This window comes from Geodermatophilus sp. URMC 61 (assembly GCF_052931555.1).
The window spans coordinates 2,234,199-2,255,225 of record NZ_JBRFHZ010000002.1; the positions used below are offsets into that span (position 1 = coordinate 2,234,199).

General features: G+C 74.3%; 21 protein-coding genes. 2 read left to right on the forward strand and 19 right to left on the reverse strand.

Features of this window, described 5'->3' with window-relative positions; all coding sequences use genetic code 11:
- Positions 1 to 160: 160 nt before the first annotated feature.
- The 13 genes from ACU610_RS10295 to ACU610_RS10355 form a co-directional block, all read right to left on the reverse strand.
- On the reverse strand, positions 161 to 2,989 hold the full coding sequence (locus ACU610_RS10295) for a CHAT domain-containing protein (protein WP_446767612.1): 2,829 nt from the start codon (positions 2,987 to 2,989) through the stop codon (positions 161 to 163).
- Complete coding sequence (locus ACU610_RS10300) at positions 2,986 to 3,390, reverse strand: CU044_2847 family protein (RefSeq protein ID WP_446767613.1); 405 nt, start codon at positions 3,388 to 3,390, stop codon at positions 2,986 to 2,988. Before ACU610_RS10300 ends, ACU610_RS10295 begins: the two co-directional genes overlap by 4 nt.
- A gap of 377 nt (positions 3,391 to 3,767) precedes the next feature.
- Complete coding sequence (locus ACU610_RS10305; protein WP_446767614.1) at positions 3,768 to 4,388, reverse strand: GDSL-type esterase/lipase family protein; 621 nt, start codon at positions 4,386 to 4,388, stop codon at positions 3,768 to 3,770.
- 240 nt (positions 4,389 to 4,628) lie between these two features.
- On the reverse strand, positions 4,629 to 5,399 hold the full coding sequence (gene fabG / locus ACU610_RS10310; protein ID WP_446767615.1) for a 3-oxoacyl-ACP reductase FabG: 771 nt from the start codon (positions 5,397 to 5,399) through the stop codon (positions 4,629 to 4,631).
- Between the two features lie 128 nt (positions 5,400 to 5,527).
- Complete coding sequence (locus tag ACU610_RS10315) at positions 5,528 to 5,947, reverse strand: DUF350 domain-containing protein (RefSeq protein WP_446767616.1); 420 nt, start codon at positions 5,945 to 5,947, stop codon at positions 5,528 to 5,530.
- 99 nt (positions 5,948 to 6,046) lie between these two features.
- Entirely contained in the window at positions 6,047 to 6,451 is a 405-nt protein-coding gene (locus tag ACU610_RS10320; RefSeq protein ID WP_446767617.1) for an AAA family ATPase, read from the reverse strand.
- Between the two features lie 86 nt (positions 6,452 to 6,537).
- Positions 6,538 to 6,801: a hypothetical protein gene (locus ACU610_RS10325; protein ID WP_446767618.1), complete on the reverse strand. Its 264-nt coding sequence runs from the start codon at positions 6,799 to 6,801 to the stop codon at positions 6,538 to 6,540.
- Between the two features lie 88 nt (positions 6,802 to 6,889).
- Positions 6,890 to 8,209, reverse strand: coding sequence for an AI-2E family transporter (locus ACU610_RS10330; RefSeq protein ID WP_446767619.1), 1,320 nt, complete (start codon positions 8,207 to 8,209; stop codon positions 6,890 to 6,892).
- 141 nt (positions 8,210 to 8,350) lie between these two features.
- Positions 8,351 to 8,761, reverse strand: coding sequence for an ankyrin repeat domain-containing protein (locus tag ACU610_RS10335; protein ID WP_446767620.1), 411 nt, complete (start codon positions 8,759 to 8,761; stop codon positions 8,351 to 8,353).
- A 45-nt stretch (positions 8,762 to 8,806) separates the two neighbouring features.
- Positions 8,807 to 9,556, reverse strand: coding sequence for a dienelactone hydrolase family protein (locus ACU610_RS10340; protein WP_446767621.1), 750 nt, complete (start codon positions 9,554 to 9,556; stop codon positions 8,807 to 8,809).
- A gap of 49 nt (positions 9,557 to 9,605) precedes the next feature.
- Positions 9,606 to 10,151, reverse strand: coding sequence for a hypothetical protein (locus ACU610_RS10345; protein ID WP_446767622.1), 546 nt, complete (start codon positions 10,149 to 10,151; stop codon positions 9,606 to 9,608).
- A gap of 92 nt (positions 10,152 to 10,243) precedes the next feature.
- The gene (locus ACU610_RS10350; protein ID WP_446767623.1) at positions 10,244 to 10,807 is read right to left on the reverse strand and encodes a hypothetical protein; all 564 of its coding nucleotides are present in this window, start codon (positions 10,805 to 10,807) and stop codon (positions 10,244 to 10,246) included.
- 39 nt (positions 10,808 to 10,846) lie between these two features.
- Positions 10,847 to 11,314 carry a PPOX class F420-dependent oxidoreductase gene (locus tag ACU610_RS10355; RefSeq protein ID WP_446767624.1) on the reverse strand — a complete coding sequence of 156 codons (468 nt, stop codon included), beginning with the start codon at positions 11,312 to 11,314 and terminating at the stop codon, positions 10,847 to 10,849.
- Positions 11,315 to 11,389: 75 nt separating this feature from the next.
- Here ACU610_RS10355 and ACU610_RS10360 point away from each other — a divergent pair, with 75 nt between their 5' ends.
- Complete coding sequence (locus ACU610_RS10360; RefSeq protein WP_446767625.1) at positions 11,390 to 12,730, forward strand: AI-2E family transporter; 1,341 nt, start codon at positions 11,390 to 11,392, stop codon at positions 12,728 to 12,730.
- 81 nt (positions 12,731 to 12,811) lie between these two features.
- Complete coding sequence (locus ACU610_RS10365; protein ID WP_446767626.1) at positions 12,812 to 13,762, forward strand: proteasome assembly chaperone family protein; 951 nt, start codon at positions 12,812 to 12,814, stop codon at positions 13,760 to 13,762.
- A gap of 90 nt (positions 13,763 to 13,852) precedes the next feature.
- Here the strand turns inward: ACU610_RS10365 and ACU610_RS10370 are convergent, their stop codons facing one another.
- The 6 genes from ACU610_RS10370 to ligD (ACU610_RS10395) all read right to left on the reverse strand — a co-directional run bounded on the left by ACU610_RS10370 (position 13,853) and on the right by ligD (ACU610_RS10395) (position 21,027).
- Positions 13,853 to 15,172, reverse strand: coding sequence for an MFS transporter (locus tag ACU610_RS10370; protein WP_446767627.1), 1,320 nt, complete (start codon positions 15,170 to 15,172; stop codon positions 13,853 to 13,855).
- Positions 15,173 to 15,461: 289 nt separating this feature from the next.
- Positions 15,462 to 17,123 (reverse strand): catalase, encoded by a 1,662-nt coding sequence (locus ACU610_RS10375; protein ID WP_446767628.1) that lies wholly within the window; start codon positions 17,121 to 17,123, stop codon positions 15,462 to 15,464.
- Positions 17,120 to 17,593: a Fur family transcriptional regulator gene (locus ACU610_RS10380; protein WP_446767629.1), complete on the reverse strand. Its 474-nt coding sequence runs from the start codon at positions 17,591 to 17,593 to the stop codon at positions 17,120 to 17,122. The genes ACU610_RS10375 and ACU610_RS10380 overlap by 4 nt, the downstream gene beginning before the upstream one ends.
- 178 nt (positions 17,594 to 17,771) lie before the next feature.
- On the reverse strand, positions 17,772 to 18,665 hold the full coding sequence (gene purU, locus ACU610_RS10385) for a formyltetrahydrofolate deformylase (RefSeq protein WP_446767630.1): 894 nt from the start codon (positions 18,663 to 18,665) through the stop codon (positions 17,772 to 17,774).
- Positions 18,666 to 18,696: 31 nt separating this feature from the next.
- Positions 18,697 to 19,617, reverse strand: coding sequence for a non-homologous end-joining DNA ligase (ligD, locus tag ACU610_RS10390; RefSeq protein ID WP_446767631.1), 921 nt, complete (start codon positions 19,615 to 19,617; stop codon positions 18,697 to 18,699).
- Between the two features lie 102 nt (positions 19,618 to 19,719).
- Positions 19,720 to 21,027 (reverse strand): non-homologous end-joining DNA ligase, encoded by a 1,308-nt coding sequence (gene ligD / locus ACU610_RS10395; protein WP_446767632.1) that lies wholly within the window; start codon positions 21,025 to 21,027, stop codon positions 19,720 to 19,722.

The window sequence follows — 21,027 nt, forward strand, 5'->3', positions numbered from 1 at the left end:
TGTCGCCGGGCGACAACCCCGTGATCGTCTCCGGATCGGCCGCGTGCTCAGGCGGCGGCGCCGTCCCGCCGGCGAGGGGCTCGGCGATCACGGTCACCGGGCGCCTGCGCTGCGGTGCCGCGGCCGTGAGCTCGGGGACCGCTGCAACCGGCCGGTCGGCTCACCCGTCGAGGTAGAGCACCCTGAGGCTGTCGTCCCCCACGTGGGTGACGTAGCCGCGGGACCCGTCGGGCAGCACGGCGACCGAGGTCGGCTGGACACCGGTCGGGAGCGTCGCCGTGACCCGGGAGCTGTCGGCGCTGATGACCGTGACGGTGCCACTGCGCACGTTGGCGACGTAGGCGAAGCGGCCGTCTGCCGCCCAGGTGACGTCCTGCGGACCGTCCCCGACCGGGACCGTGGCCACGACCGCATCGGTGGTCGTGTCGATCATCGTGACGACATCGGCGTCGAAGTCGGCGCTGGCGACCAGCGGTCGGTCCGGGTTCACCGCCACGCTGTGCGGACCTGCCGCCACCGGCACCTCGCGGAGGACCGTGTCCGTCGTGGGGTCGATGACCGCGACCACACCGGAGTCGCGGTCCGCGATGTAGCCCCGGGTGCCGTCCGGGGTGAACTCGATGGAGTGCGGGACGGGAGGCACCGGGATCCGGCTCAGCAGCCGGAACGTCGCCGTGTCGATGACTGCGACGGTGTCGGAGCCGCCGTCCGGTACGTAGACCCGTGCCCCGTCGGGAGTCACCGCCGGCGCCCACGGCTCGCCGTCCATCGGGATGGGCGGGGCCATCGTGAGCGTCCTCGTGTCGAGGACGCCGACCGCCCCGTCACCGCTGTCCTCGTCGTACAGGCTGACGTAGACCGCGCGGCCGTTCGGCGAGAAGGCCAGGAACCGGGGCGAGCCGATCGGCACGGGGATCTGCTCGGTCACCTGGTCGCGCTCGGTGTCGACCACGGTGACCGTGCCGGCGTCCGAGTTGGCGACGTAGAGCTGACGCCCGCTGGGCGAGGCGACCACGTACCCCGGGGTGTCGCCCGCCGCGACGACCGATCCGATGGAGGGGACGGGCACGCTCGGGGACACGGGCGGCTGACCGGGGCCGGTGCGTTCGGCGGGCCCCGGGGGCGCGGTGTCGGACGCGGTCGGCCCGATCCGATCGTCCTGCCCGCCGGTCCGCTCCCGGTCCATCGCCAGGAGGACCGCCGTACCGACCAGCACGGCGACCAGGACCACAGCGGCGAGGACTCCCCGCCAGGACCGCCGTGACGGCTGGGGAGCCGTCGCCGGCACGGCCGCCTCCATCCACGGCATCGGGGGCGCAGGCGAGGTCGACGGGGGTGGGGGCGAAGGGGACGCGGCTGCCCGGACGGGTATGCGGATCCCGGCCAGAGAAACGGCGGTCGGGGCCGCAGGAGTCCCCGGGGCCGGCCGGGCCCGTGTCGACGTCTGGGCTGCTGCCGGTGCGACGGCAGCCGGACGCTCCGGAGCGGATGGCCTCGCCTCGGCGCGGGCGCGCGGTGCTGCGCCCTCGCGTGCGCGTCCCGGCTCCCTGGGCGTGGGCGGCCGGGGACCGCCTGATGTGGTGCCGTCCTCGTGGCCGGACCGGCGCCGCTTCTGCGGCGTGCGTGCAGGCGTCGTCGCGTCACCGTCGTCCGGGCCGTGCTCCGGCCTGCCGGCGACGGGTGCACCGCTGTCCCGAGCCGGGGCCTCTGTCGCCGTCGGACCCTGGTGCTGCACTCGCGCTCCGACGACCCCTTGCACGGTGCCGGGCGGCTGCTGGGAGTCCCGCCCTGGGCCGGTGGCGACCTCCGGAGCCACCCCACCGGGATCGGGGTCGACCGTCGGGGCGGCCGCTTCCCCTCCGCTGGTCCCCGGCCGAGGGGCGACGTCGAAGATGCGACCGTCGGGAGCCCGCAGGTACAGCACCGGGGTCCCCCACTCGACCTGGTTGGGCTGGAGCCGGATGGCCTTCCGGGCCTCGGCCATCGCCGCGTCGAGCGGATAGCCGTCGGCGACGGCCTCGTAGAAGCCCCGGGTGAAGACGATGGCGGCCCGGTCGGTGATCTCGAACTGCATGGCGACCACGGCCGGGATGCCCTGGTAGACCAGGCTCTGCGCGGTCCCCGAGTAGGGGTCGGTGCGGCCGCCGCGAGCCCCCTCGCAGGAGTTGAGCAGGGCGAGGCGCAGGGTGCGGTGGTCGTGAAGCAGGGCGCCGAGGTCCGAACCGCTGATGGGCTGGGCCCGCCCGGTCGGGCCCTCCATGGCCAGCACCCCGTCCCCGAGCTCGGGGTCGTAGCGCCCGTGGCCGATGTAGTGGAAGACGTGGTGCTCGCCCCGCCGGAGCTGACGTTGCAGCTCGGCCATGGTCCCGTTCGGGGCCCGTTCCAGGCGGACCCGCCCGGCGTCCTGCAGGCCCTGGAGGGCCTCCTGCAGCCGGGCCCACTCGGCGTCCACGTCCAGGGGCGGGAAATCGGTGGGGCCGGCGACGAGCACCAGGACCCGCAGCGGCGGGTGCACCGCCAGCAGGCGGACGCGGCCGGGGAGGTCGAGGTAGCGCACCAGCGGGGTCCACTCCGACAAAGCCAGGAACCGGCGGGCGTCCTTGTCGTAGAGGTACTCCCACGGCAGGTCGGCCAGCTCGGGCGAGTCGGTCAACCGCAGCCGCACGCGCAGCCCGGCGTCCTGGCTCTCGGCTCGGTCGCGGCTGGCCGTCAGGGCGTTGCCCACCTGGTCGTGGAAGACGGCGTCGAACAGCCGGCTGCCGAACTGGCGGACCGCGATGGCCTCCGGCGCGTCCTCGCCGCGGACCAGGTGCCGGCGCGGCCGGCCGATGCGGAGCAGGAAGTTCTCCAGCTCGAGCTCGGAGAAGGGGATCGTGACCGGCACCGGGCGGGTCTCCCCCACCGGGGAGTTCAGCACCCGGGCGCGGTAGCCGGTCGCCGCCGCGGGCTCGACCAGCACGTCGAAGTCCAGGTAGGTGCGTTCGGTCATCCGGGTGCCCTGTTCACCGGGTCATCACGGCCGGACCCCACCGCATCGGGGGCCGGGCCGGGCCGCCACGTCATCGACACCGTGAAGTTGCCCGTGGAGCTGGCACCGGCCACGAAGGCCCCCACCTCGGCGCTGAGCTCGAGGCCGAAGTCGACCTTGATCTCCTCGGGGCTCTCCGCGACCGATCGCAGTCGGCGCACGAGCGCCTGCACGGCCGGCTGCACGCGGCCGACGGCCTGCTCGAAGCTCTGCTGCGCCTGCAGGACCACCCGCTCGTCCCGGTCCCCCCACCCCCGGGTGACCTCACCGCCGCCGTGACCGCCGGCCGCGGTCCCCTCCTCGACCTGCACCAGTACGGTGCCGCCGTCCTCCAGCGGGAACGCCACGAGCCGCTTCGCCATAGCCGATCACCCATCCACCCCGGGGACGCCGTCGTCGTCGGTACTGAGGAGGCCGGAGGGGCGCTCGTGATACGCCCCCGCAGGGTTGGACCGTGGCGGCGTACGCGCGGGTGCACCGCGGCGACGCCGGGCCCGCGCACGACGACGAGCGACACGTCCCCGTCCGGACCACGTCCGTCCGGGATGACGCACGAGCGACGCCGGGGCAGTCCCGGTGATCGTCCAGGGGGTGGGTGGGGAGAGCGGCACGACCCGGCCGGGGCCGCGAGCCCCGGCCGGGTCGGTCCACCGCGGATCAGGCGGCGGCGCCGTCCCGGCGGGTCGGTCCACCGCGGATCAGGCGGCGGCGTCGTCCCGGCGGGTCGGTCCACCGCGGATCAGGCGGCGGCGCCGTCCCGGCGGGCGTGGGCGGCGGCGACGACGTGCGACACCAGCGCCTCGGCGATGTGCGCGTAACCGGCCGACGACGGGTGGAAGCGGTCGGCGGAGAACAGCGCCGGGTCGGTGCCGAAGGCGGCGGACACGGCGTCGGAGACGGCGGCGACCATCGCGCCGTTCGCGTGGGCTACAGCGGCCTGCGCGCGCTGCAGCTGCCGCGAGGCCGCCTGCACCAGCGGTCGCAGCGCCGGGGGCACCCACGGCACGGTGGACATGTCCGGCGCCGGCACGACGATCACGTCGGTGCCGGCCGCGCGCAGCCCGGCCAGCGCGCTCGCCAGGGCCGCCGCGGCCTGCGCCGGCGGCACCAGCCGCGCCAGATCGTTGGCGCCGACGACCACCACGGCGAGGTCGACGTCCAGCGCCCCCGCCCGGCGGACCTGCGCGGCCAGGTCCCGCGACACCGCCCCGGGGACGGCGAGCACGGACAGGTCGACGTCGTAGCCGGCATCGGTCAGGGCGGCGGCCAACCGGGGGCCGAGGGCGTCACCGGGGCCGGCGGCGCCGGAGCCGTACGCGAGGGAGTCACCGAGGAGGGCGAGCCGGAGGGACGTGCGCATCACGGTTGGTACAACACCGGCGCACCCACCGCCATGCCCATCCCGCGAACGCGACGGGGCCCGGCCGGACTGTCCGGCCGGGCCCCGTCGTGACAGCCCTGTCCGGGGCCTCGCTGGCGCCTGCAGGGCCCGCCACGGCCCCGTCCCGGTTCCCGCCCTGAGCCTGGTGACGTGCTGGAACGGCCACCCTCCAGGGCTCCGCGCCGAGCCTGCGAGGCGTGGGGGGAGGGTGGTCCTCTGTCAGGCCTTCGGGCCGCCGGCGGCGTAGACGACCTGGCCGTTGACGAAGCCCGCACCCTCGCTGACGAAGAACGACGCGAGGTGCGCGATGTCCTCGGGCTGGCCGACGCGCTGCACCGGGATCTCCTTGGCGGCGTAGGCGATGAAGTCCTCGAACGCGACGCCCATCCGGTCCGCGGTCGCCTTGGTCATCTCGGTCTGGATGAAGCCGGGGGCGATGGCGTTGGCGGTGACGCCGAACTTGCCGAGCTCGATCGCCAGGGTCTTGGTGAAGCCCTGCAGACCGGCCTTGGCGGTCGAGTAGTTGGCCTGGCCGCGGTTGCCCAGCGCCGAGGTGCTGGACAGGTTGACGATCCGGCCCCACTTGGCGTCGATCATGTGCTTCTGCACCGCGCGGGTCATCAGAAAGGCACCGCGCAGGTGCACGTTCATGACCGTGTCCCAGTCGGCCTCGGTCATTTTGAACAGCATGTTGTCGCGGATGACGCCGGCGTTGTTGACCAGCACCGTCGGGGCGCCCAGCTCGGCGGCGACGCGGCTGACCGCGGCCTCCACCTGCTCGGCGTCGCTGACGTCCGCGCCGACCGCCAGCGCACGACCACCGGTCGCCTCGATGGCCTCCACCGTCTCCTTGCCCGCGGCCTCGTCCAGGTCGAGCACGCCCACGGCGAACCCGTCCTGCGCCAGCCGCTTGGCGACGGCCGCACCGATGCCACGTGCGGCCCCGGTGACGATCGCCACGCGGGTGGCGGTGCTGTTCGACTCGCTCATCTGTTGTCCTCTCCGATCCCTGCGCCGTCCGGTGCGCTGGAGCACACGGTACGGATCCGGATGGCCCGGCTACCGGTGGGTAGCCCCGCGTGTCCCGCGGCGGGAGGGCATGGTGGGAAGTGGCCTGCTCAGGGCCAGATGCTGGCGACCACGATGCCGGACACGGCGAGCTGGACCGCGGCGAGCACGAGGCTCGCGGGGTGGAAGGTGACCTCGGTCACGTGCTGGCCGAGCTTGCCCGGGGTGAGCAGGTCGAGCACGAGGAAGGCGATCGCCTGCAGCACCACGCCGAGCAGGCCGAAGACGACGGTGTAGAGCAGCGCATCGCCGAACCCGCTCGTCGCGTTGGTCCAGATGGCGCTGAAGATGACGAGTCCCTGGGCGAGGAACCCGGCGGCGAGCACGATGCCGGCGTTGACCGACCGCTCCTCGTGGATGTGCCGGCCCAGCTTGCCCGGGGTGAGCAGGTCGAGCACGAGGAAGCCGAGGGTCAGCAGCACGATGCCGACCCCGGTGTAGGCGACGGCGTAACCGATGCTGGCCAGCACGAGGGACCTCCGGGGGACGCGGGACGGGCGGACGCCGGACGTGTCTACCGCACCGGCGCCCCGGGGTCCGCGCCCGGAGCGTCCGACGCGCCCACCGCCTCAGCCAGGGCGGACGACGTCCACCCGGTCGAAGCCCTCGGCCGTCGACGGCGGGACGAACCGGGCCGCCGTCCCGTACAGGCCGGCCGGCGGCACCCGGGCCCGCCCCTCCCGGGCGTCGTTGCGCGTGGCGCAGACCGGCACTGGGGTGTCCAGCCAGACCGCGCGGACCCCCACGCCGGCCGCCCGGGCCGCCGCGACCAGCGGTGCCCGGTCCTCGGGTGCGGGGTTGGTGTTGTCGACGACCACGCTGCGGCCCTCGGCGAGCAACTCGGCCACCACCCGCCGCTGCCGGGCCTCGCGGCGGCGGGCGTTGGGCCAGTGGTCCTTGCTGACGACGGCGTGGGTGGTGGCGAGGTGCTCGCGCACCCACGTCGACTTGCCACTGCCCTGGACGCCGGCCATGACGACCAGCTCAGGCGAGCACCGTCGGCCTCCCTGCGGGGACCCGCCCCGAGCGCGCGAGGGGTGGGGGGCAGGGAGGTCCTCCATCACGCGGTCTGGCGCAGCGGCCTCACGTCGGCGTCGTCGTCCAGCGCCGTCCGGGGCGCCGGGTGCTCGACCAGCGCCAGGACCCGGCCGGCCATGAACCGGGCGGTGCGGACCGGGGTGCCACCCCGGGTGCTCTCGGTGACCTCCACCAGCCCGCGGCCGTGGGTCACGTCCACCCGCCGCCCGGCGCGGGTGGCCTCGATCTCGTAGGTGCGGGTGCTCCCGCCGGCGTCGATCACCACCTCGACACGGTCGCCCTTCATCGCGTCCTCCAGACGTCGTGCCGGGCGGGGCGCCCGACATGGTGACAACGTCCTCCAGGGGTCCGACATTCCGGGCTGACCTGCGGGTTCAGTCCTCCGGCGAGCGCCGGTGCGGCCGCGGGACGTGCAGCGCGCGGACCGAGGCGAGTGCCGCGCGGCGGGCGTTCGCGCGCTGTCGGGCACGGCTGGTCCGGGGCGCCCGGGGTTCCTCGCGCAGCAGCGCGTCGAGCCAGTGACCACGGGGGTCGACGTCCACCAGCAGCGCCTTGAGCAGCAGGGTGAGCGGGATGGCGAGCAGCGCGCCCAGCGCGCCGAGCACCCAGCCCCAGAACAGCAGCGCCACGAAGGTGACCGTCATCGACAGCCCCACCGAGTCGCCGACGAACCGGGGCTGGATGAGCGTCTGGACGACGAAGTTGAGCAGCGCGTAGACCGCGACCACGACCCAGAACTCCGTCCAGCCGCCGTCGAGCAGGCCCAGGATCGCCGGGGGCACCAGGCCGAGGACGAACCCGATGTTGGGCACGTAGTTCGTGACGAAGGACAGCAGCCCCCACACCACCGGCAGCGGGATGCCGATGATCGCCAGCGCGATCCCGTCGCCGATCGCCACGATCCCGCCGAACACCGTGCTCACCCAGAGGTAGCTGCGGGTGCCGCGCGCGAACAGGCCCAAGGCGATCGGCAGGTGCGGACGCTCGGCGGCGACGAGTGCCAGCCTGCGACCGAATCCGCCCGCCTCGATCGAGAGGAACACCAGGGCCGCCAGCAGCAGGACCAGCGTCGAGGCCGTGTCGGTGGCGCGCGCCAGGACGCCGGTGGCCACGCCGACCAGCTGGCTGTAGTCCAGCCGCGCGACGAGGTCGGAGAGCTGGCCGGAGACGATGCCCCGGTCGTTGAGGTCGCTGACCACCGAGGCGATCAGCGCCTCGGCCGCCCCGGCGTAGTCGGGCAGCAGCGCCGCGAACTGGGCGATCGACACCACCAACAGGGCGACGAAGGCCAGCAGGACGGTCCAGACGAGCAGCAGCAGCACCGTGGCACTGGCCCACCGCGGCCAGCCGTGCCGCTGCAGGAAGCGCTGCACCGGCATGAGGGCGATGACGACGACGAGGGCGAGCAGCACCGGGCCGACCAGCCACGCGATCGACCGCACGCCGGCGATCGCGATGGTCGCGGTGGCGGCGCCGATCAGCAGCACCATCCAGCGCGGCATGCCACCGGTCGGTGGCCCGAGCGCGTCCTCGGGCAGCAGGAGGGCCTCGGTCCCGGTCACCGCGGCGGCGTCGGCCGCGGCTCGGGCCTGGACGGCGGCGTCCTGGGCCTCCGCGGCGGCGGCCGGCGGCACGGCCGTGGCCCCGGTGACCTGCGGGACCGCGGCCTCCGGGACACCCCTGTGCGTGGTCACCGTCGGTCGCCTCAGCCCGCGCCGGCGGGCGCGGCGGAGCTCCCGCCGCCCGACGGCTCTGGGTGGATCCCGTCCATGTGCCCTCCTCCGCAGATCGCCGCGCCGCCCGGGCCGTCACCCTGGCACGCGCGGCCGGCCGGCTCAGGGACGCGCACCGTCCAGCAGCGCGGTCATCGCCGGCAGGTCGAAGAACGCCGCCGTCTCGCGGGCCGTCGGACCGCCGGCGTCCGGGTCGGCACCGGCCGCGAGCAGGGTGCGCACGGTCTCCTCCGACTGCTTGAACACCGCCGCGGCCAGCGCCGTCTGGCCCCGGTCGTTCACCCGGCCGGGATCGGCGCCGCGCTCGAGCAGCGCGGCGACCGTCTCCGGATGGCCGTGGTAGGCGGCCAGGATGAGCAGCGTGTCGCCCTTGTCGTTGGTCAGGTTCGCCGGCACCCCGGCGTCGACGTAGGCGGCCAGCTCCTCGGTGACCCCGCCGCGCGCGAGGTCGAAGACCCGCGCCGCCAGCTCGACGACCCCCGGGTCGATCCCGCCGCTCTGCTGCTCACTCACGCGTCGAGGGTAGGAGGTCGGCCGCCATCGGGGACGCCGCGGCGCTCAGCCGACGGCGACGCGGTCGGTGAGCGCCAGCACCCGGCGCCACACGTCGGCACAGGCCTCCGCCCAGTCGCCGTACGCGCGGTCGAAGAAGGAGTGCGGGGCACCGTCGTAGACGGCGGTCTCCACCTGCGCGCCAGCGGCCCGCAGCCGCTCGGCCAGGGCCAGCTGGTCCTCGACCGGGGTGGCGGCGTCGGCGCCGGCGATGACCATCAGCGTCGGGCGGACGGCGGGCGCCTCGCCGGTCAGCTCCGGCTTGCCGTAGAAGCCGACGCTGCCGGCCAGATCCACGTCGGCGTTCCCGGCCAGCCGCCAGGAGTGGCTGCCGCCGAAGCAGAACCCCACGGTGACGACCGGGAGGCCGGGGCGGGTGCGCTCGCGCAGGTAGGCGACCGCCGCGGTGACGTCGGCGTCCACGCCGGCCGCGGTCACCTGCGGGATGTGCGTCCGCCAGTCGAAGTCCGGCCCGCGGGTGCCGGTCTGCGGCAGCGCCGCCGTCCGCCCGAACCAGTCGAGGGCCAGCGCCGGCAGCCCGGCCTCGGCGAACCGCTCGGCCAGCGCCACGTAGTACGGGTGCAGGCCGCGGATGTCGGGCAGCAGGACGACCCCGACCCGGACCTCGCCGGCCGGCGCGGCGTACGCGGCGGCGACCTCGGTGCCGTCGGTCGAGGTGAGGGTCAGTGTGCCGCGCTCGGCGACGTCGCCGCTCCTCGGCGGGGCGGGCGGGCGGCTGTCGGTGGCGTGGCACACGTGCCCGGTTCTACCTGGGGGGAGGGCGGGCTGCAGGGTGGTTGCCCGCTCAGGTGTCGGCGGCGGCGTCGGCCGGGCCCGGGTGGCCACCGAAGACGCCGGCGGCCACCTCGCGGCGGACGTCGGCCAGCCAGTGGTGCTGCTTGTCGGCCTGCGCGATGAGCCGCTCGAACAGGGCCTCGTCGATGCGCGGTTCACCCTCCGCGGCGGCGCGCAGGGTCTCGAACCCGGCCCGCTTGGCCAGCACCGCGGTGGCGATGAACTCGAACTCGACGAGGTCCGACAGCGGCGAGCGGGACAGCAGGTGCCCGTTGAGCTTGGCGCGGGAGACCTTCTCGCCGAGCCACACGGCGGCCTGCTTGTACTGCCGGACCGGCAGGCCCAGGGCACGCATCTGGCCCTCCAGCGCCGACCGCTCCTCGCGCAGCTCGTCGAGCAGCTCCTCGAGCCGCGGCTCGTAGGGGGTCCCCCGCCAGCGGCCGAGCATGCGGCTGACCAGCTCAATGCCGCCGGTGGCCGAGGCCAGGTGGTCGTTGGTGTAGACGCCGAGCAGGTCGGCGTTGCGGATCCCGCCTGGCGCGGTCGACTCGGACACGGGTGCTCCCGGGGATCGGAGGGCGGAGGTGTGGACCTCATTCTCGCCGCGCGGTGATCACCGCGCGCGGCGGCCGGACGGATCGGCGCCGCTCACCCGGCCGCCCGGGTGAGCAGCCGCGCGGCGGTGGGCCGCAGCTCGCGCTCGAGCTCCCACAGGCCGGCGGCCAGCCGCTGGCCCACCGCCTGGCGGGAGATCCCCAGGGACGCGGCGGCGTCGGCCTGGGTGCGCCCGGCACCGACCAGCTCGATCGCTTCCCAGGCCTGCGCGCTGCGCCGCTGGACGACGACGGCGAGCGCGCTGAGCACGGCCTGCGCATCCGCGGCGTCCGGCGGGACGGCGCCGCGCACGGCCAGCCGGACGCTGCGCTGCCTGGCGGCGTCGACCGCCCGGCGGGCGCACAGGTACGCGGGTCCCGCGCCGACGCGGGGGCTGTGGGGCAGCGGCGTCTGCACCGCGCCGGCCCCGACCCCGATGCTCCAGCCGCCCTCGCGGACCAGCCGGAGGACGACGTCGACGACGACCGCAGGGTCGGCCAGCACCCCCTGGAACTCGTCGCCCGCCGTCCGCTCGAAGGGCAGCGCCGTCGGGACGTCGGCACCGCGGTCCCAGCCCTGGCGACCGGCCTGCCGGTCGACGGTCAGCACGTACGGCATCGCGCGAACCTGACGGCTCTCCCACCCCCGGAGCAAGCCTCAGAGCTTGTCGACGACCTCCGGCGGGAACCCGCCCGTGGCGATCGGCCCCCAGCGCTCGATGGTCACCCGCAGCAGCGACTTGCCCTGCCGTTGCATCGCCGCCCGGTACTCGTCCCAGTCCGGGTGCTCGCCGCTGATCGCGCGGTAGTAGTCGACCAGCGGCTCGAGCGCCTCCGGCAGGTCGAGCACCTCGGCCCGGCCGTCGACCTGCACCCAGGGGCCGTCGAAGTCGTCGGAGAGCACGCACAGGGAGACGGCGGGGTCGCGCCGCGCGTTGGCCGCCTTGGCCCGCTGCGGATAGGTCGAGACCACGACCCGCCCCTCCTGGTCCAGGCCGCAGGCGACCGGGGACAGCTGCACACCCCCTCCGCCGCGCCGGGTGACCAGCACCGCCTTGTGGCGGGGGCGGAGGAACTCCTCGAGGGCGGCACGGTCGACGCGCTCGGCGGTCGCGGTTCTCGGCATGGCCAGGACGTTACGACCACCACCACATGATCGTCCCGGCCCTGCCCGGGGTAGTGGCCTGCTGTGATCGACCGCATGAGGTCCCGACTGCCCGGCCGCCCGGACGCGTCGTCCGCCCCCGGCGCCGGGGACGACGCCACGGCCACCGCGCGAACGCCCAGCTACGCCGCGGTGCCCACGGCCGCGGTCACCGCGAGCCCCGCCCCGAGCCCCGACCGCGGACCGCGGCTGCGGAAGGGCGTGCGGGCGCTGGCCGTCGCCTCGGCCCAGCTGCTGCTCATCGCGGCCGGGTTGGTGGTCGTCGGCTGGGTGCTCGGCCGGCTGTGGCCGGTCCTGCTGCCGGTCATCCTCGGCCTGCTGTTCGCGACCGTGCTCTGGCCGCCCACCCGGCTGCTGCGCCGGCTGCACTTCCCACCCGCGCTGGCCGCCCTCGTGGTGCTGCTGCTCTTCTTCGCGGTGGTCGTCGGGTTGTTCTCCTGGATCGTCCCGCAGGTCGCCGCCCAGACCGGCGAGCTGGCCGACGCCGCCACCGCCGGGCTGCAGGACGTGCAGCAGTGGGTGACCGGCCCGCCGCTGAACCTCGGCGAGGACCAGATCGGCCAGGCCGTCGACCAGGTGATCGACACCGTCCAGGGGAACGCCCAGAACATCGCCGGTTACGCGCTGACCGGCGTCGGCGCGGTCGGCAGCGGCCTGCTCAACCTCGTCCTGGCCCTGGTCCTGGCGTTCTTCTTCATCAAGGACGGCCCGCGCTGGCTGCCGTGGCTGGCCGCGCAGACCGGCCCGAAGGTGGCCCCGCACGTCGCCGCGCTGTCGTACAAGACGTGGAGCACCCTCTCGGAGTTCATCCGCCAGCAGGCCCTCGTCGGCTTCATCGACGCCTTCTTCATCGGCCTGGGCCTGTGGATCCTCGGCGTCCCGCTGGTGCTGCCGCTCGCCCTCCTGACCTTCTTCGGCGCGTTCATCCCGATCATCGGTGCCTTCGTCGCCGGCGCCTTCGCGGTGCTCATCGCCCTGGTCAGCAACGGCTGGCAGACGGCGCTGATCGTGCTGGTCATCGTGCTGGTGGTGCAGCAGATCGAGGGCAACGTGCTGCAGCCGATCCTCCAGGGGCGCGGGCTCAACCTGCACGCGGCCGTGGTCATCCTGGCGGTCACCGCCGGCGGCAGCCTGTACGGCATCCTCGGCACGTTCCTGGGCGTGCCCGTGGCGGCGCTGATCGCCGTCATCTACCGCTACGTCCGCGACGAGCTCGACGGCCGGACGCCGGAGGTCGCCGACGACGGCACCCGGGTACAGGTCACCGGCGACGAGACCGGCGCCACGGTCGTCCGGGAGCGCGTCGCGGCCCCGGGGCAGGGCACGGCGGACACCCCGGCCGCCGACGACGAGGCCCCGACCCGGCCGCCGGCCTGACCCCTCCGGGGGACACCCGGGAATGCGGCCGGCACGGGGAGAGCTGTAGGCGGCAGGCCCGAATCGCGAGGAGGCACCACCGTGGCGCAGCGACCGGAGGAGCTCGTCGAGCTGCTCCCCGAGGCCGAGCCGTTGCTGGCCCGTGAGGCGGCGGTTCCCGAGGCCGGCGCGCGACGCGGGCTGGTGCTCGTGCACGACCTCGCCGGCGAGTTCGACGCGGCCTCGGCCGGCGCGCTGGCCGGTGCCCACCTGCTCAGCGCGCTGCCGCACCAGGTCATCGCGCGGTTCGACGTCGACAGCCTGGTCGACTACCGGGCGCACCGGCCGCGGGTCACGTTCCACGGCGACCGCTACGAGTCCTTCGCCGCCCCGGAGTTGCTGCTCTACGCACTCGAGGACGACGCCGGCGAGCCGTTCCTGCTGCTGCACGGCGCGGAGCCCGACTTCGCCTGGGAGCGGTTCGTGGCCGCGGTGGGCGTCCTGGTCGAGCGGCTCAGCGTCACCTCGGTCGTGTCCCTGCAGGCGATCCCGATGCCGGTGCCGCACACCCGGCCGGTCACCGTCACCGCCCACGCGACGCGGCGCTCGCTCATCGCCGAGTACCCGGTGTACTGGGGGGAGGTGCGGATCCCCGGCAGCGTCGCCGCGTTGCTGGAGCTGCGGATGGGCGAGGCCGGCGTCGACGCCTACGGGGTGGCCGCGCACGTGCCGCACTACCTGGCGCAGGCGACCTTCCCCGCGGCCTCGCTGACGCTGCTGGAGCACCTGTCCCGGCTGAGCGGGCTGCACCTGCCCACCGAGTCGCTGCAGGAGGCCGCCGAGGCGCACCGCACCGAGGTCGACGCGCAGATCGCCCGGTCGCCGGAGAACACCGCCGTCGTCGCCGCCCTCGAGGAGCAGTTCGACCGCTTCACCGCGGCGCACAGCGGCAGCGACCTGCTCAGCGAGTTCGGTGAGGTGCCCAGCGGCGAGGAGATCGGCGCGGAACTCGAGCGGTTCCTCGCCGATCAGGAGCGTCGCCGGGGCGACTGAGCCCGTCCCCCACGTGCGAGATCTGCACAGTGGTGCCCTCCAGCGTGCTGGAGGGCACCACTGTGCAGATCTCGTGAGTCGGGACGACGGTCAGACGGTGCGGGTGACGCTGATGCCGAGGGCGCCGAGCACGCCGACGACCGCGAACACGTAGAAGCCCCAGGGGAACGCGACGCCGGCGGTCACCAGCGCACCGGTGACGACCGGGCCCACGATGGCGCCGATCCGCCCGGCGCCGGCCGACCAGCCCAGCGCGGTGGCGCGCACCTGCGGCGGGTGGTTCGCGCTGACGAAGGCGTAGACCAGCACCTGGGCGCTGAAGACGAAGCACCCGGTGAGGAAGCACATCGCGTACAGGCCCGCGGTCGGCAGCCGCACCGACAGCAGCGCGAGGAACAGCGCGCCGGAGGCGAACCAGGCGGTGGCGGCCGTGCGGATGCCGATGCGGTCGGCGACGGCGCCGGCGACCAGCAGCCCGACGATCGCACCGACGTTGAGGACGAGCAGGAAGGCCAGCGAGTCGCCGAGGTCGTAGCCCGCCTCGCGCATGATCGTCGGCAGCCAGTTGTTGAGGCCGTAGACCAGCAGCAGGCCCATGAACGAGGTCACGCCGATCGCCAGGGTGTTGCGCAGCCAGCCGGTCGTGAACAGCGTGCGCACCGTGGCACCGGCCCCCGTGGCGGTCTCCTCTCCCGCGTGCGGGGCGGCGTGCGCCCGCGGGGCCTCCAGCGCCAGCCCGTACCGGTGGGCGACCTCCTCGGCCTCGGCGCGCCGGCCGTGGGCGAGCAGGTAGGCGGCCGACTCGGGCAGGTGGCGCAGCATCAGCGGGACCAGGACCAGCGCCGGCAGGGCGCCGATGACGAACATCCAGCGCCAGCCGATCGAGTCGACCACGACGATGGCGAGCGCAGCGGTGGCGACCGCGCCCACGTGGTAGCCGGTCATGATGGTGGTGGTGGCCCGGCCGCTCCGGCCGGCGCGGGTGAACTCGTTGACCATCGCGATCGCCGTCGGCAGGCAGCCGCCGAGGCCAAGGCCGGCCAGGAAGCGCAGCAGGCCGAAGACCGCGGCGTTGGGGGCGAACGCGCACAGCAGCGTGAACAGCGAGAACGAGGCCACGGCCCCGATGAGCGCCTTGCGGCGGCCGACCAGGTCGGTGAGCGTGCCGACGGTCAGGGCGCCGACCATCATGCCGACCAGCCCGATGGTGATGACCGCGGTCGCGCCGCTGCCGGAGAGCGCCCACTCCTCCGGCGTCCGCAGCGTGGGGATGACCGTGCCGACGACGACGAGGTCGAAGCCGTCGAGCAGGACGGCGATCCAGCACAGCGGGGCGACCCAGCCGGCCGCGCGGCCCGCGGCGCCCGGGCGTCCCGCCGTCCGGCCGGGGCTCGTCGGTGTGCTGCTCATGTCTCCTCCTGGCGCGAGGCTGCGGACCCGGGGAGACGGTAGGTGAGCCGGGCCACGCAATCCCAGCCCTGGCTCCCGGCCAGCGGAAGCGCACCACGGTCCCCGGCGGGGGTCGGGTCGAGGAGGAGGGGCCGGCGGCCTCCGCGACGAGGCCCGGGATGGGCTCAGCCGGTCGGGACGGGACGTGCCCGCGGTGTCGGGCGGTGGGCCGACAGGTGGCACAGCGACGACGACGGGCCGCGACCGGGGAGTCCCGGTCGCGGCCCGCCGCGGAGTGCTGGTGCTGGAGTCAGCCGGCGACGACGACGTGCTCGTTGGGCACGCAGTGCGTCATCTGGTGGCCGGTGACGTCACGCGGACCGTTCTTGCCGAGGTTGGCGGCGCGCTGCTGCTCCTCCTCGGAGAGGGTCTGCGTCTGCAGCGGGGGCAGGCCACGGACGTCGTCCGCGGTGATGCCCAGGCCGTCGCCGACCCGCTGGCCCAGCTCGTCCTCGCACATGAAGAAGTGCCAGACCATCCGCTCCTGGATCTCGCGGCGGCACTGCGAGAGGGCGTCGACCAGGTTCTTCACCAGGTCGTCCTTCTCCCACTGCTCCGACAGCAGGTAGCGCTCGCCGGCCTGCGCGTAGTCGTTGGTCCGCGGGATCCGCTTGCGGGTGAGCCGGCCGGTGATGACCGGGCCCTGCTCGTCGTGCGTCGGGTACTGCGCCTCGCGCAGGCCGCCCAGGATCGACGGCTCGTAGTTGACGTGCGGGTTGGTGCCCACGTCGTCCCGTCCGTAGGACATCTGGCCGCCCTGCTGGTTCGTGGCGACCCGCGCCTTCGGCCGGTTCACCGGCAGCTGCAGGTAGTTCGGGCCCACCCGGTAGCGCTGGGTGTCGGAGTAGGAGAAGGTCCGGCCGACCAGCATCTTGTCGTCAGAGAAGTCCAGACCGTCGACCAGCACACCGGTGCCGAAGGCGATCTGCTCGTTCTCGGCGAAGAAGTCCTCCGGCATCCGGTCGAGGGTCATCGTCCCGACCTTGCGGAGGGGGAAGACCTCCTCCGGCCACACCTTGGTGTCGTCGAGCGGGTCGAAGTCCAGCTCGGGGTGCTCGTCGTCGCTCATGATCTGGACGTGCAGGTCCCACGACGGGAAGTCGCCGGCCGCGATCGCGTCGTAGAGGTCCTTGGTGTGGGCACCGAGGGTCTGCGCCTGCACCGCGGCGGCGTCGGCGCCGGTCCAGGACTTCACGCCCTGCTTGGGCAGCCAGTGGTACTTGACCAGGACGGTCTCGCCGCGGTCGTTGACCCACTTGTAGGTGTTCACGCCGAAGCCCTGCATGAACCGGTAGCTGGCCGGCGTGCCGCGCGGGCTGAAGACCAGCGTGACCATGTGCATGGCCTCGGGGGTCTGGCTGAAGAAGTCGAAGGCGCGCTCGGCGACGCTGGCCTCGAAGGTGACCGGGTCCGGCTTCTGCGAGTGGATGAAGTCCGGGAACTTGATGGCGTCCCGGATGAAGAAGACGCCCAGGTTGTTGCCGACGAGGTCCCAGTTGCCGTCCTCGGTGTAGAACTTCACGGCGAAACCGCGCGGGTCGCGCGCGGACTCCGACGAGTCCCGGCCACCGGCCACGGTGGAGAAGCGCAGCGCCACGTCGGTGCGCTTGCCCTTCTCCTGGAACAGCTTGGCCCGGGTGTACCTGCTGATCGGCTCGTCGCCGACGGTGCCGTCGGCCTCGAAGTACCCGTACGCGGTCACGCCGCGCGCGTGCACCACGCGCTCCGGGATGCGCTCCCGGTCGAAGTGGCTGATCTTCTCGAGGAACTGGTAGTTCTCCAGCGTGGCCGGGCCACGGGCACCCACCGTCCGCTGGTTCTGGTTGTCGTAGACCGGGTGGCCCTGACGATTCGTCAGGACCGGACGGTCGGCCTCGCTCGGCGCGGGGCCCTGCGACGCGACGTCGGTCATTGCTTCACTCCTCCTCGATCGTGGTGCTCGGGGACCGTCGTTGTCCCCGAGGGGGTCCCCACCCGGCAGTCCCGGCAGAGTCCCCAGAAGACGACCTCCGCCTCGTCCACGACGAAACCCGCCGTGTCCGAGGGCGTCAGGCACGGAGCCGCACCCACGGTGCAGTCGACGTCGGCGACCGCACCGCACGAGCGGCAGACCAGGTGGTGGTGGTTGTCACCGACCCGCAGCTCGAAGAGCGCGGGAGCGCCGGCCGGCTCGATCCGACGGGCGAGCCCGGTGGCGACCAGCGCTTCGAGTACCCCGTAGACCGCCTGGGGCGACAACGTGGGGTGCACGGTGCGGGCGGCGGTGACGATGGTGTCGACGTCCGCGTGCGGACGCTCGGCGAGCACCTGCAGCACCGACAGGCGGGGCCGCGTGACGCGCAACCCCACCGCGTGGAGCTGCTCCTGCCAGGTCGTCTCCATCGCGACCCACCCAACACGTTTTTCTTGATTCAGTCAAGAAAGCAACACACCGACGGCCGCGGCCCCGTCCCGGCGGCCCTCCTGCAGGTGGAATGCCTCGCCCCCTCGACCCTCGCAGGCGCGGGTCGAGCCTCCGAACAAGGCCAGCCCGCGAGTGGCGGGGGGCAGGGGGCCTCTGTCAGGCGAAGACGATCGTCTTCTCGCCGTCCACGATGACCCGGTCCTCCACGTGCCAGGTGACCGCCTGGGCCAGCACCTGGCGCTCGACGTAGCGGCCGATGCGGCGCATGTCCTCGACCGTCGCCCGGTGGTCCACGCGGGCGACCTCCTGCTCGATGATCGGCCCGGCGTCGAGCTCGGGCGTCACGTAGTGCGCGGTGGCCCCGATCAGTTTCACGCCGCGGTCGTGCGCCGCCCGGTACGGGTTCGCCCCGACGAAGGCCGGCAGGAAGCTGTGGTGGATGTTGATCAGCCGCTCCGGGAACCGGCTGCAGAAGTCCGCCGAGACGATCTGCATGTAGCGCGCGAGCACCACGAGGTCCACGTCCCCGATGAGCTCCAGCGCCCGAGCCTCGGCCTCCGGCTTCGTCTCCGGCGTCACCGGGACGTGGTGGAACGGGACGCCGGCCGCCCGGGCGACCGGCTCCAGGTCGGGGTGGTTAGAGACGACGGCGGCGATCTCGGCGCGCAGGTCACCGGCGCGCACCCGGTAGAGCAGCTCCTGCAGCACGTGGTCGGTCTTCGAGACGAACACCGCCAGCCGCGGGCGGTGCGCCGCCTCGGTCAGCCGCCAGGTGAACTGCCACTTCGGCGCGAGCAGCGCCAGGGCCGCCTCGAGCTGCTGACGCCGCGCGGCCAGGTCGGCGAGGAAGAACTCCAGGCGCAGCGTGAAGGTGCCGCCCACGGGGTCCGACGAGTGCTGCTGCGAGTCGATGATGTTCGCCCCGACGTCGGCCATCAGCCCGCTCAGGACGGCGACGATCCCCGGCCGGTCGGGACAGCGGACGACGAGCCGCCCGACGTCGTCCAGCCGGTCGTCGCGGGGGCCGGGAGAGGGCAGTTCAGCGGACACGGGAAGCGAGGATGCCAGGCCACGCAGCGGCCTACGCCGGGGGCAGGACGGCGCGCTGGGCCCCGGCGATGTCGAAGAGGTCGCCGTAGTCCTCGACGCGGGCCAGCACGTCCTCGGTGCGGAAGCGCAGCGAGCCGGGGTCGGCGCCGTCGAGCACCGCCTCGACCTCGTCCCAGCCGATCGGGGTCGACACCGGGGCGTCGGGCCGGGCGCGCAGCGAGTACGGCGCGACCGTCGTCTTGGCCGGGTTGTTCTGGCTCCAGTCGATGAGCACCTTGCCCGGCCGGAGCACCTTCTCCATGCGCCACACGACCCGGTCCGGCGTCTCGGCGGAGAGCTCCTGGGCCAGCGCGCGGGCGTACCGGCTGGGGTGCTCGCGGTCGCTCACCCGGATCGGCGCGTACACCTGCATGCCCTTGGAGCCCGACGTCTTGACCACCGGGTCCAGGCCGTCGTCGACCAGCCGCTGGCGCAGCCGGTCGGCGACCTCGCAGCACTCGAGGATCCCGGCGTCCGGGCCCGGGTCGAGGTCGAGCACCAGCAGGTCCGGCAGCGCCGGCTGCAGCCGGCTGCCCACCTGCCACTGCGGCACGTGCAGCTCCAGCGCGGCCAGGTTGGCCGCCCACGCCAGGTCGGCGACGGTCTCGAGGACGACCATGTCGAGGGTCTCCCGGCCGCGCGAGCTGCCGGGGCTGGGCACGGTCACCTTCCGCACCCAGTCGGGGGCGTGCCGGGCGCTGTTCTTCTCGAAGAACGCCTGCCCCTCGACGCCGTCGGGCCAGCGGGTGAAGGTCACCGGCCGGCCGGAGAGGTGCGGCAGCAGCACCGGCGCGATCCGCACGTAGTAGTCGATGACCTGGGCCTTGGTGAAGGAGACCTCGGGGAAGAGGACCTTCTCGAGGTTGGAGACGTGCAGCTGCCGCCCGTCGACGCGCACCAGCTGCCGGCTCACGCGACCTCCTCGCCGGCGCTCGTCGGTGGCGTCCGCCAGGCTGCTCTGCTCGTGCATGAGGTCGCGAGCTCGCTCACGAGCACACCAGTACCCGCCGGGGGGTCACCACTCCTCGACCACGTCCTCCGGGACCAGGTCGTCGCGCAGGCCGCGCCAGGAGGGATGGCGCATCCGGCCGTCGACGGTCCACGCGGCGAACGCCACCTCACCGACCAGCTCCGGCACCACCCAGTGCGCATCGCGGGTGACCGCACGCGGCAGCGCGTCGGCGAAGGGCGGTGCGCCGGCCGGGGTGAACAGCGGCTCGAGCTCCTTCAGCGCCGCGGCGGTGAAGCCGGTCCCGACGTGCCCGGCGTAGACCAGCCGCCCGGAGTCGTCGTGGACGCCCACCAGCAGCGAGCCCACTCCCCCGGCCCGCCGGCCCTGCCCGGGCCGCCATCCGCCGACGACGACCGCCTGGGTCCGCACGTTCTTGACCTTGCGCCAGTCCGGCCCGCGCAGCCCGGGGCGGTACGGCGAGTGCAGCCGCTTGGCGACGATGCCCTCGAGGCCGTTGTCCCGGCTGGCGGCCAGCACCGCGGCCCCGCCGCCGTGGAACCACGGTGTGGGCACCCACCGCTCACCAGCGACGCCGAGCGCCTCCAGCCGCTCGCGGCGCCGCGCGTACGGCAACCCGAGCAGGCTCTCGCCGTCCTCCTCCAGCAGGTCGAAGACCAGGTAGGTCACCGGCGCGGCCGCGGCCATCCGGCGGACCTCCGGGCCGGTGCGGTGCATCCGCCCCTGCAGCGCGCCGAAGTCCGGCCGGCCGCGCCCGTCGAGGGCGACGACCTCACCGTCGACGATGGCGTCGTGCCCGGCCAGGGCCTCGGGTAGTCGGCTCAGTTCGGGATAACGGGCGGTGACGTCGGTGCCGCTGCGTGCCCAGAGGGCCAGTGTCCCGGCCCGGACGATCGAGATCGCGCGGACGCCGTCCCACTTGAACTCGTAGCCCCACGCGTCGTCCTGCGCCGGCGGGGGCAGCTCGCCCGGGGTCGCGAGCATCGGGACCAGCGGCGCGCCCTCCGCCGCGGCGTCGAGGGCGCGGACCCGCCAGCCGCCGTCGGGCTCGCGGAAGAACACGTGCCGGCCGCGCAGCCGCCGTCCGGCGAGGGCGACGACCACGCGGTCGTCGCGCCACTCCTCGGCGGCGTAGCGGCCGGAGTCCCAGGGCCGCGCTCCGGGGGCCCCGCCGTCCGTCGTGGGGACGGCGGGCAGCGCGGATCCGCGCCCGGTCGGCGGCCCCTCCGGCAGCGCCCAGCACCACGGGACCCCGTTCCGCTCGAGCCGCAGCACGAGGCCGGACGCGCTCTCGGCGACAGCGAACGGGTCCCCGGCCGGCGGCGTACGCCGGGCACTCCCCCGGGCCGTCAC

Coding starts and splice junctions, on each gene's coding strand:
- ACU610_RS10360 (WP_446767625.1), top strand. CDS start 11,390: ATGAGGTCCCGACTGCCCGGCCGCCCGGACGCGTCGTCCGCCCCCGGC.
- fabG (WP_446767615.1), bottom strand. CDS start 5,399: ATGAGCGAGTCGAACAGCACCGCCACCCGCGTGGCGATCGTCACCGGG.
- ACU610_RS10350 (WP_446767623.1), bottom strand. CDS start 10,807: ATGCCGTACGTGCTGACCGTCGACCGGCAGGCCGGTCGCCAGGGCTGG.
- ACU610_RS10375 (WP_446767628.1), bottom strand. CDS start 17,123: ATGACCGACGTCGCGTCGCAGGGCCCCGCGCCGAGCGAGGCCGACCGT.
- ACU610_RS10355 (WP_446767624.1), bottom strand. CDS start 11,314: ATGCCGAGAACCGCGACCGCCGAGCGCGTCGACCGTGCCGCCCTCGAG.
- ACU610_RS10325 (WP_446767618.1), bottom strand. CDS start 6,801: ATGAAGGGCGACCGTGTCGAGGTGGTGATCGACGCCGGCGGGAGCACC.
- ACU610_RS10305 (WP_446767614.1), bottom strand. CDS start 4,388: ATGCGCACGTCCCTCCGGCTCGCCCTCCTCGGTGACTCCCTCGCGTAC.
- ACU610_RS10320 (WP_446767617.1), bottom strand. CDS start 6,451: ATGGCCGGCGTCCAGGGCAGTGGCAAGTCGACGTGGGTGCGCGAGCAC.
- ACU610_RS10370 (WP_446767627.1), bottom strand. CDS start 15,172: ATGAGCAGCACACCGACGAGCCCCGGCCGGACGGCGGGACGCCCGGGC.
- ACU610_RS10380 (WP_446767629.1), bottom strand. CDS start 17,593: ATGGAGACGACCTGGCAGGAGCAGCTCCACGCGGTGGGGTTGCGCGTC.
- ACU610_RS10295 (WP_446767612.1), bottom strand. CDS start 2,989: ATGACCGAACGCACCTACCTGGACTTCGACGTGCTGGTCGAGCCCGCG.
- ACU610_RS10300 (WP_446767613.1), bottom strand. CDS start 3,390: ATGGCGAAGCGGCTCGTGGCGTTCCCGCTGGAGGACGGCGGCACCGTA.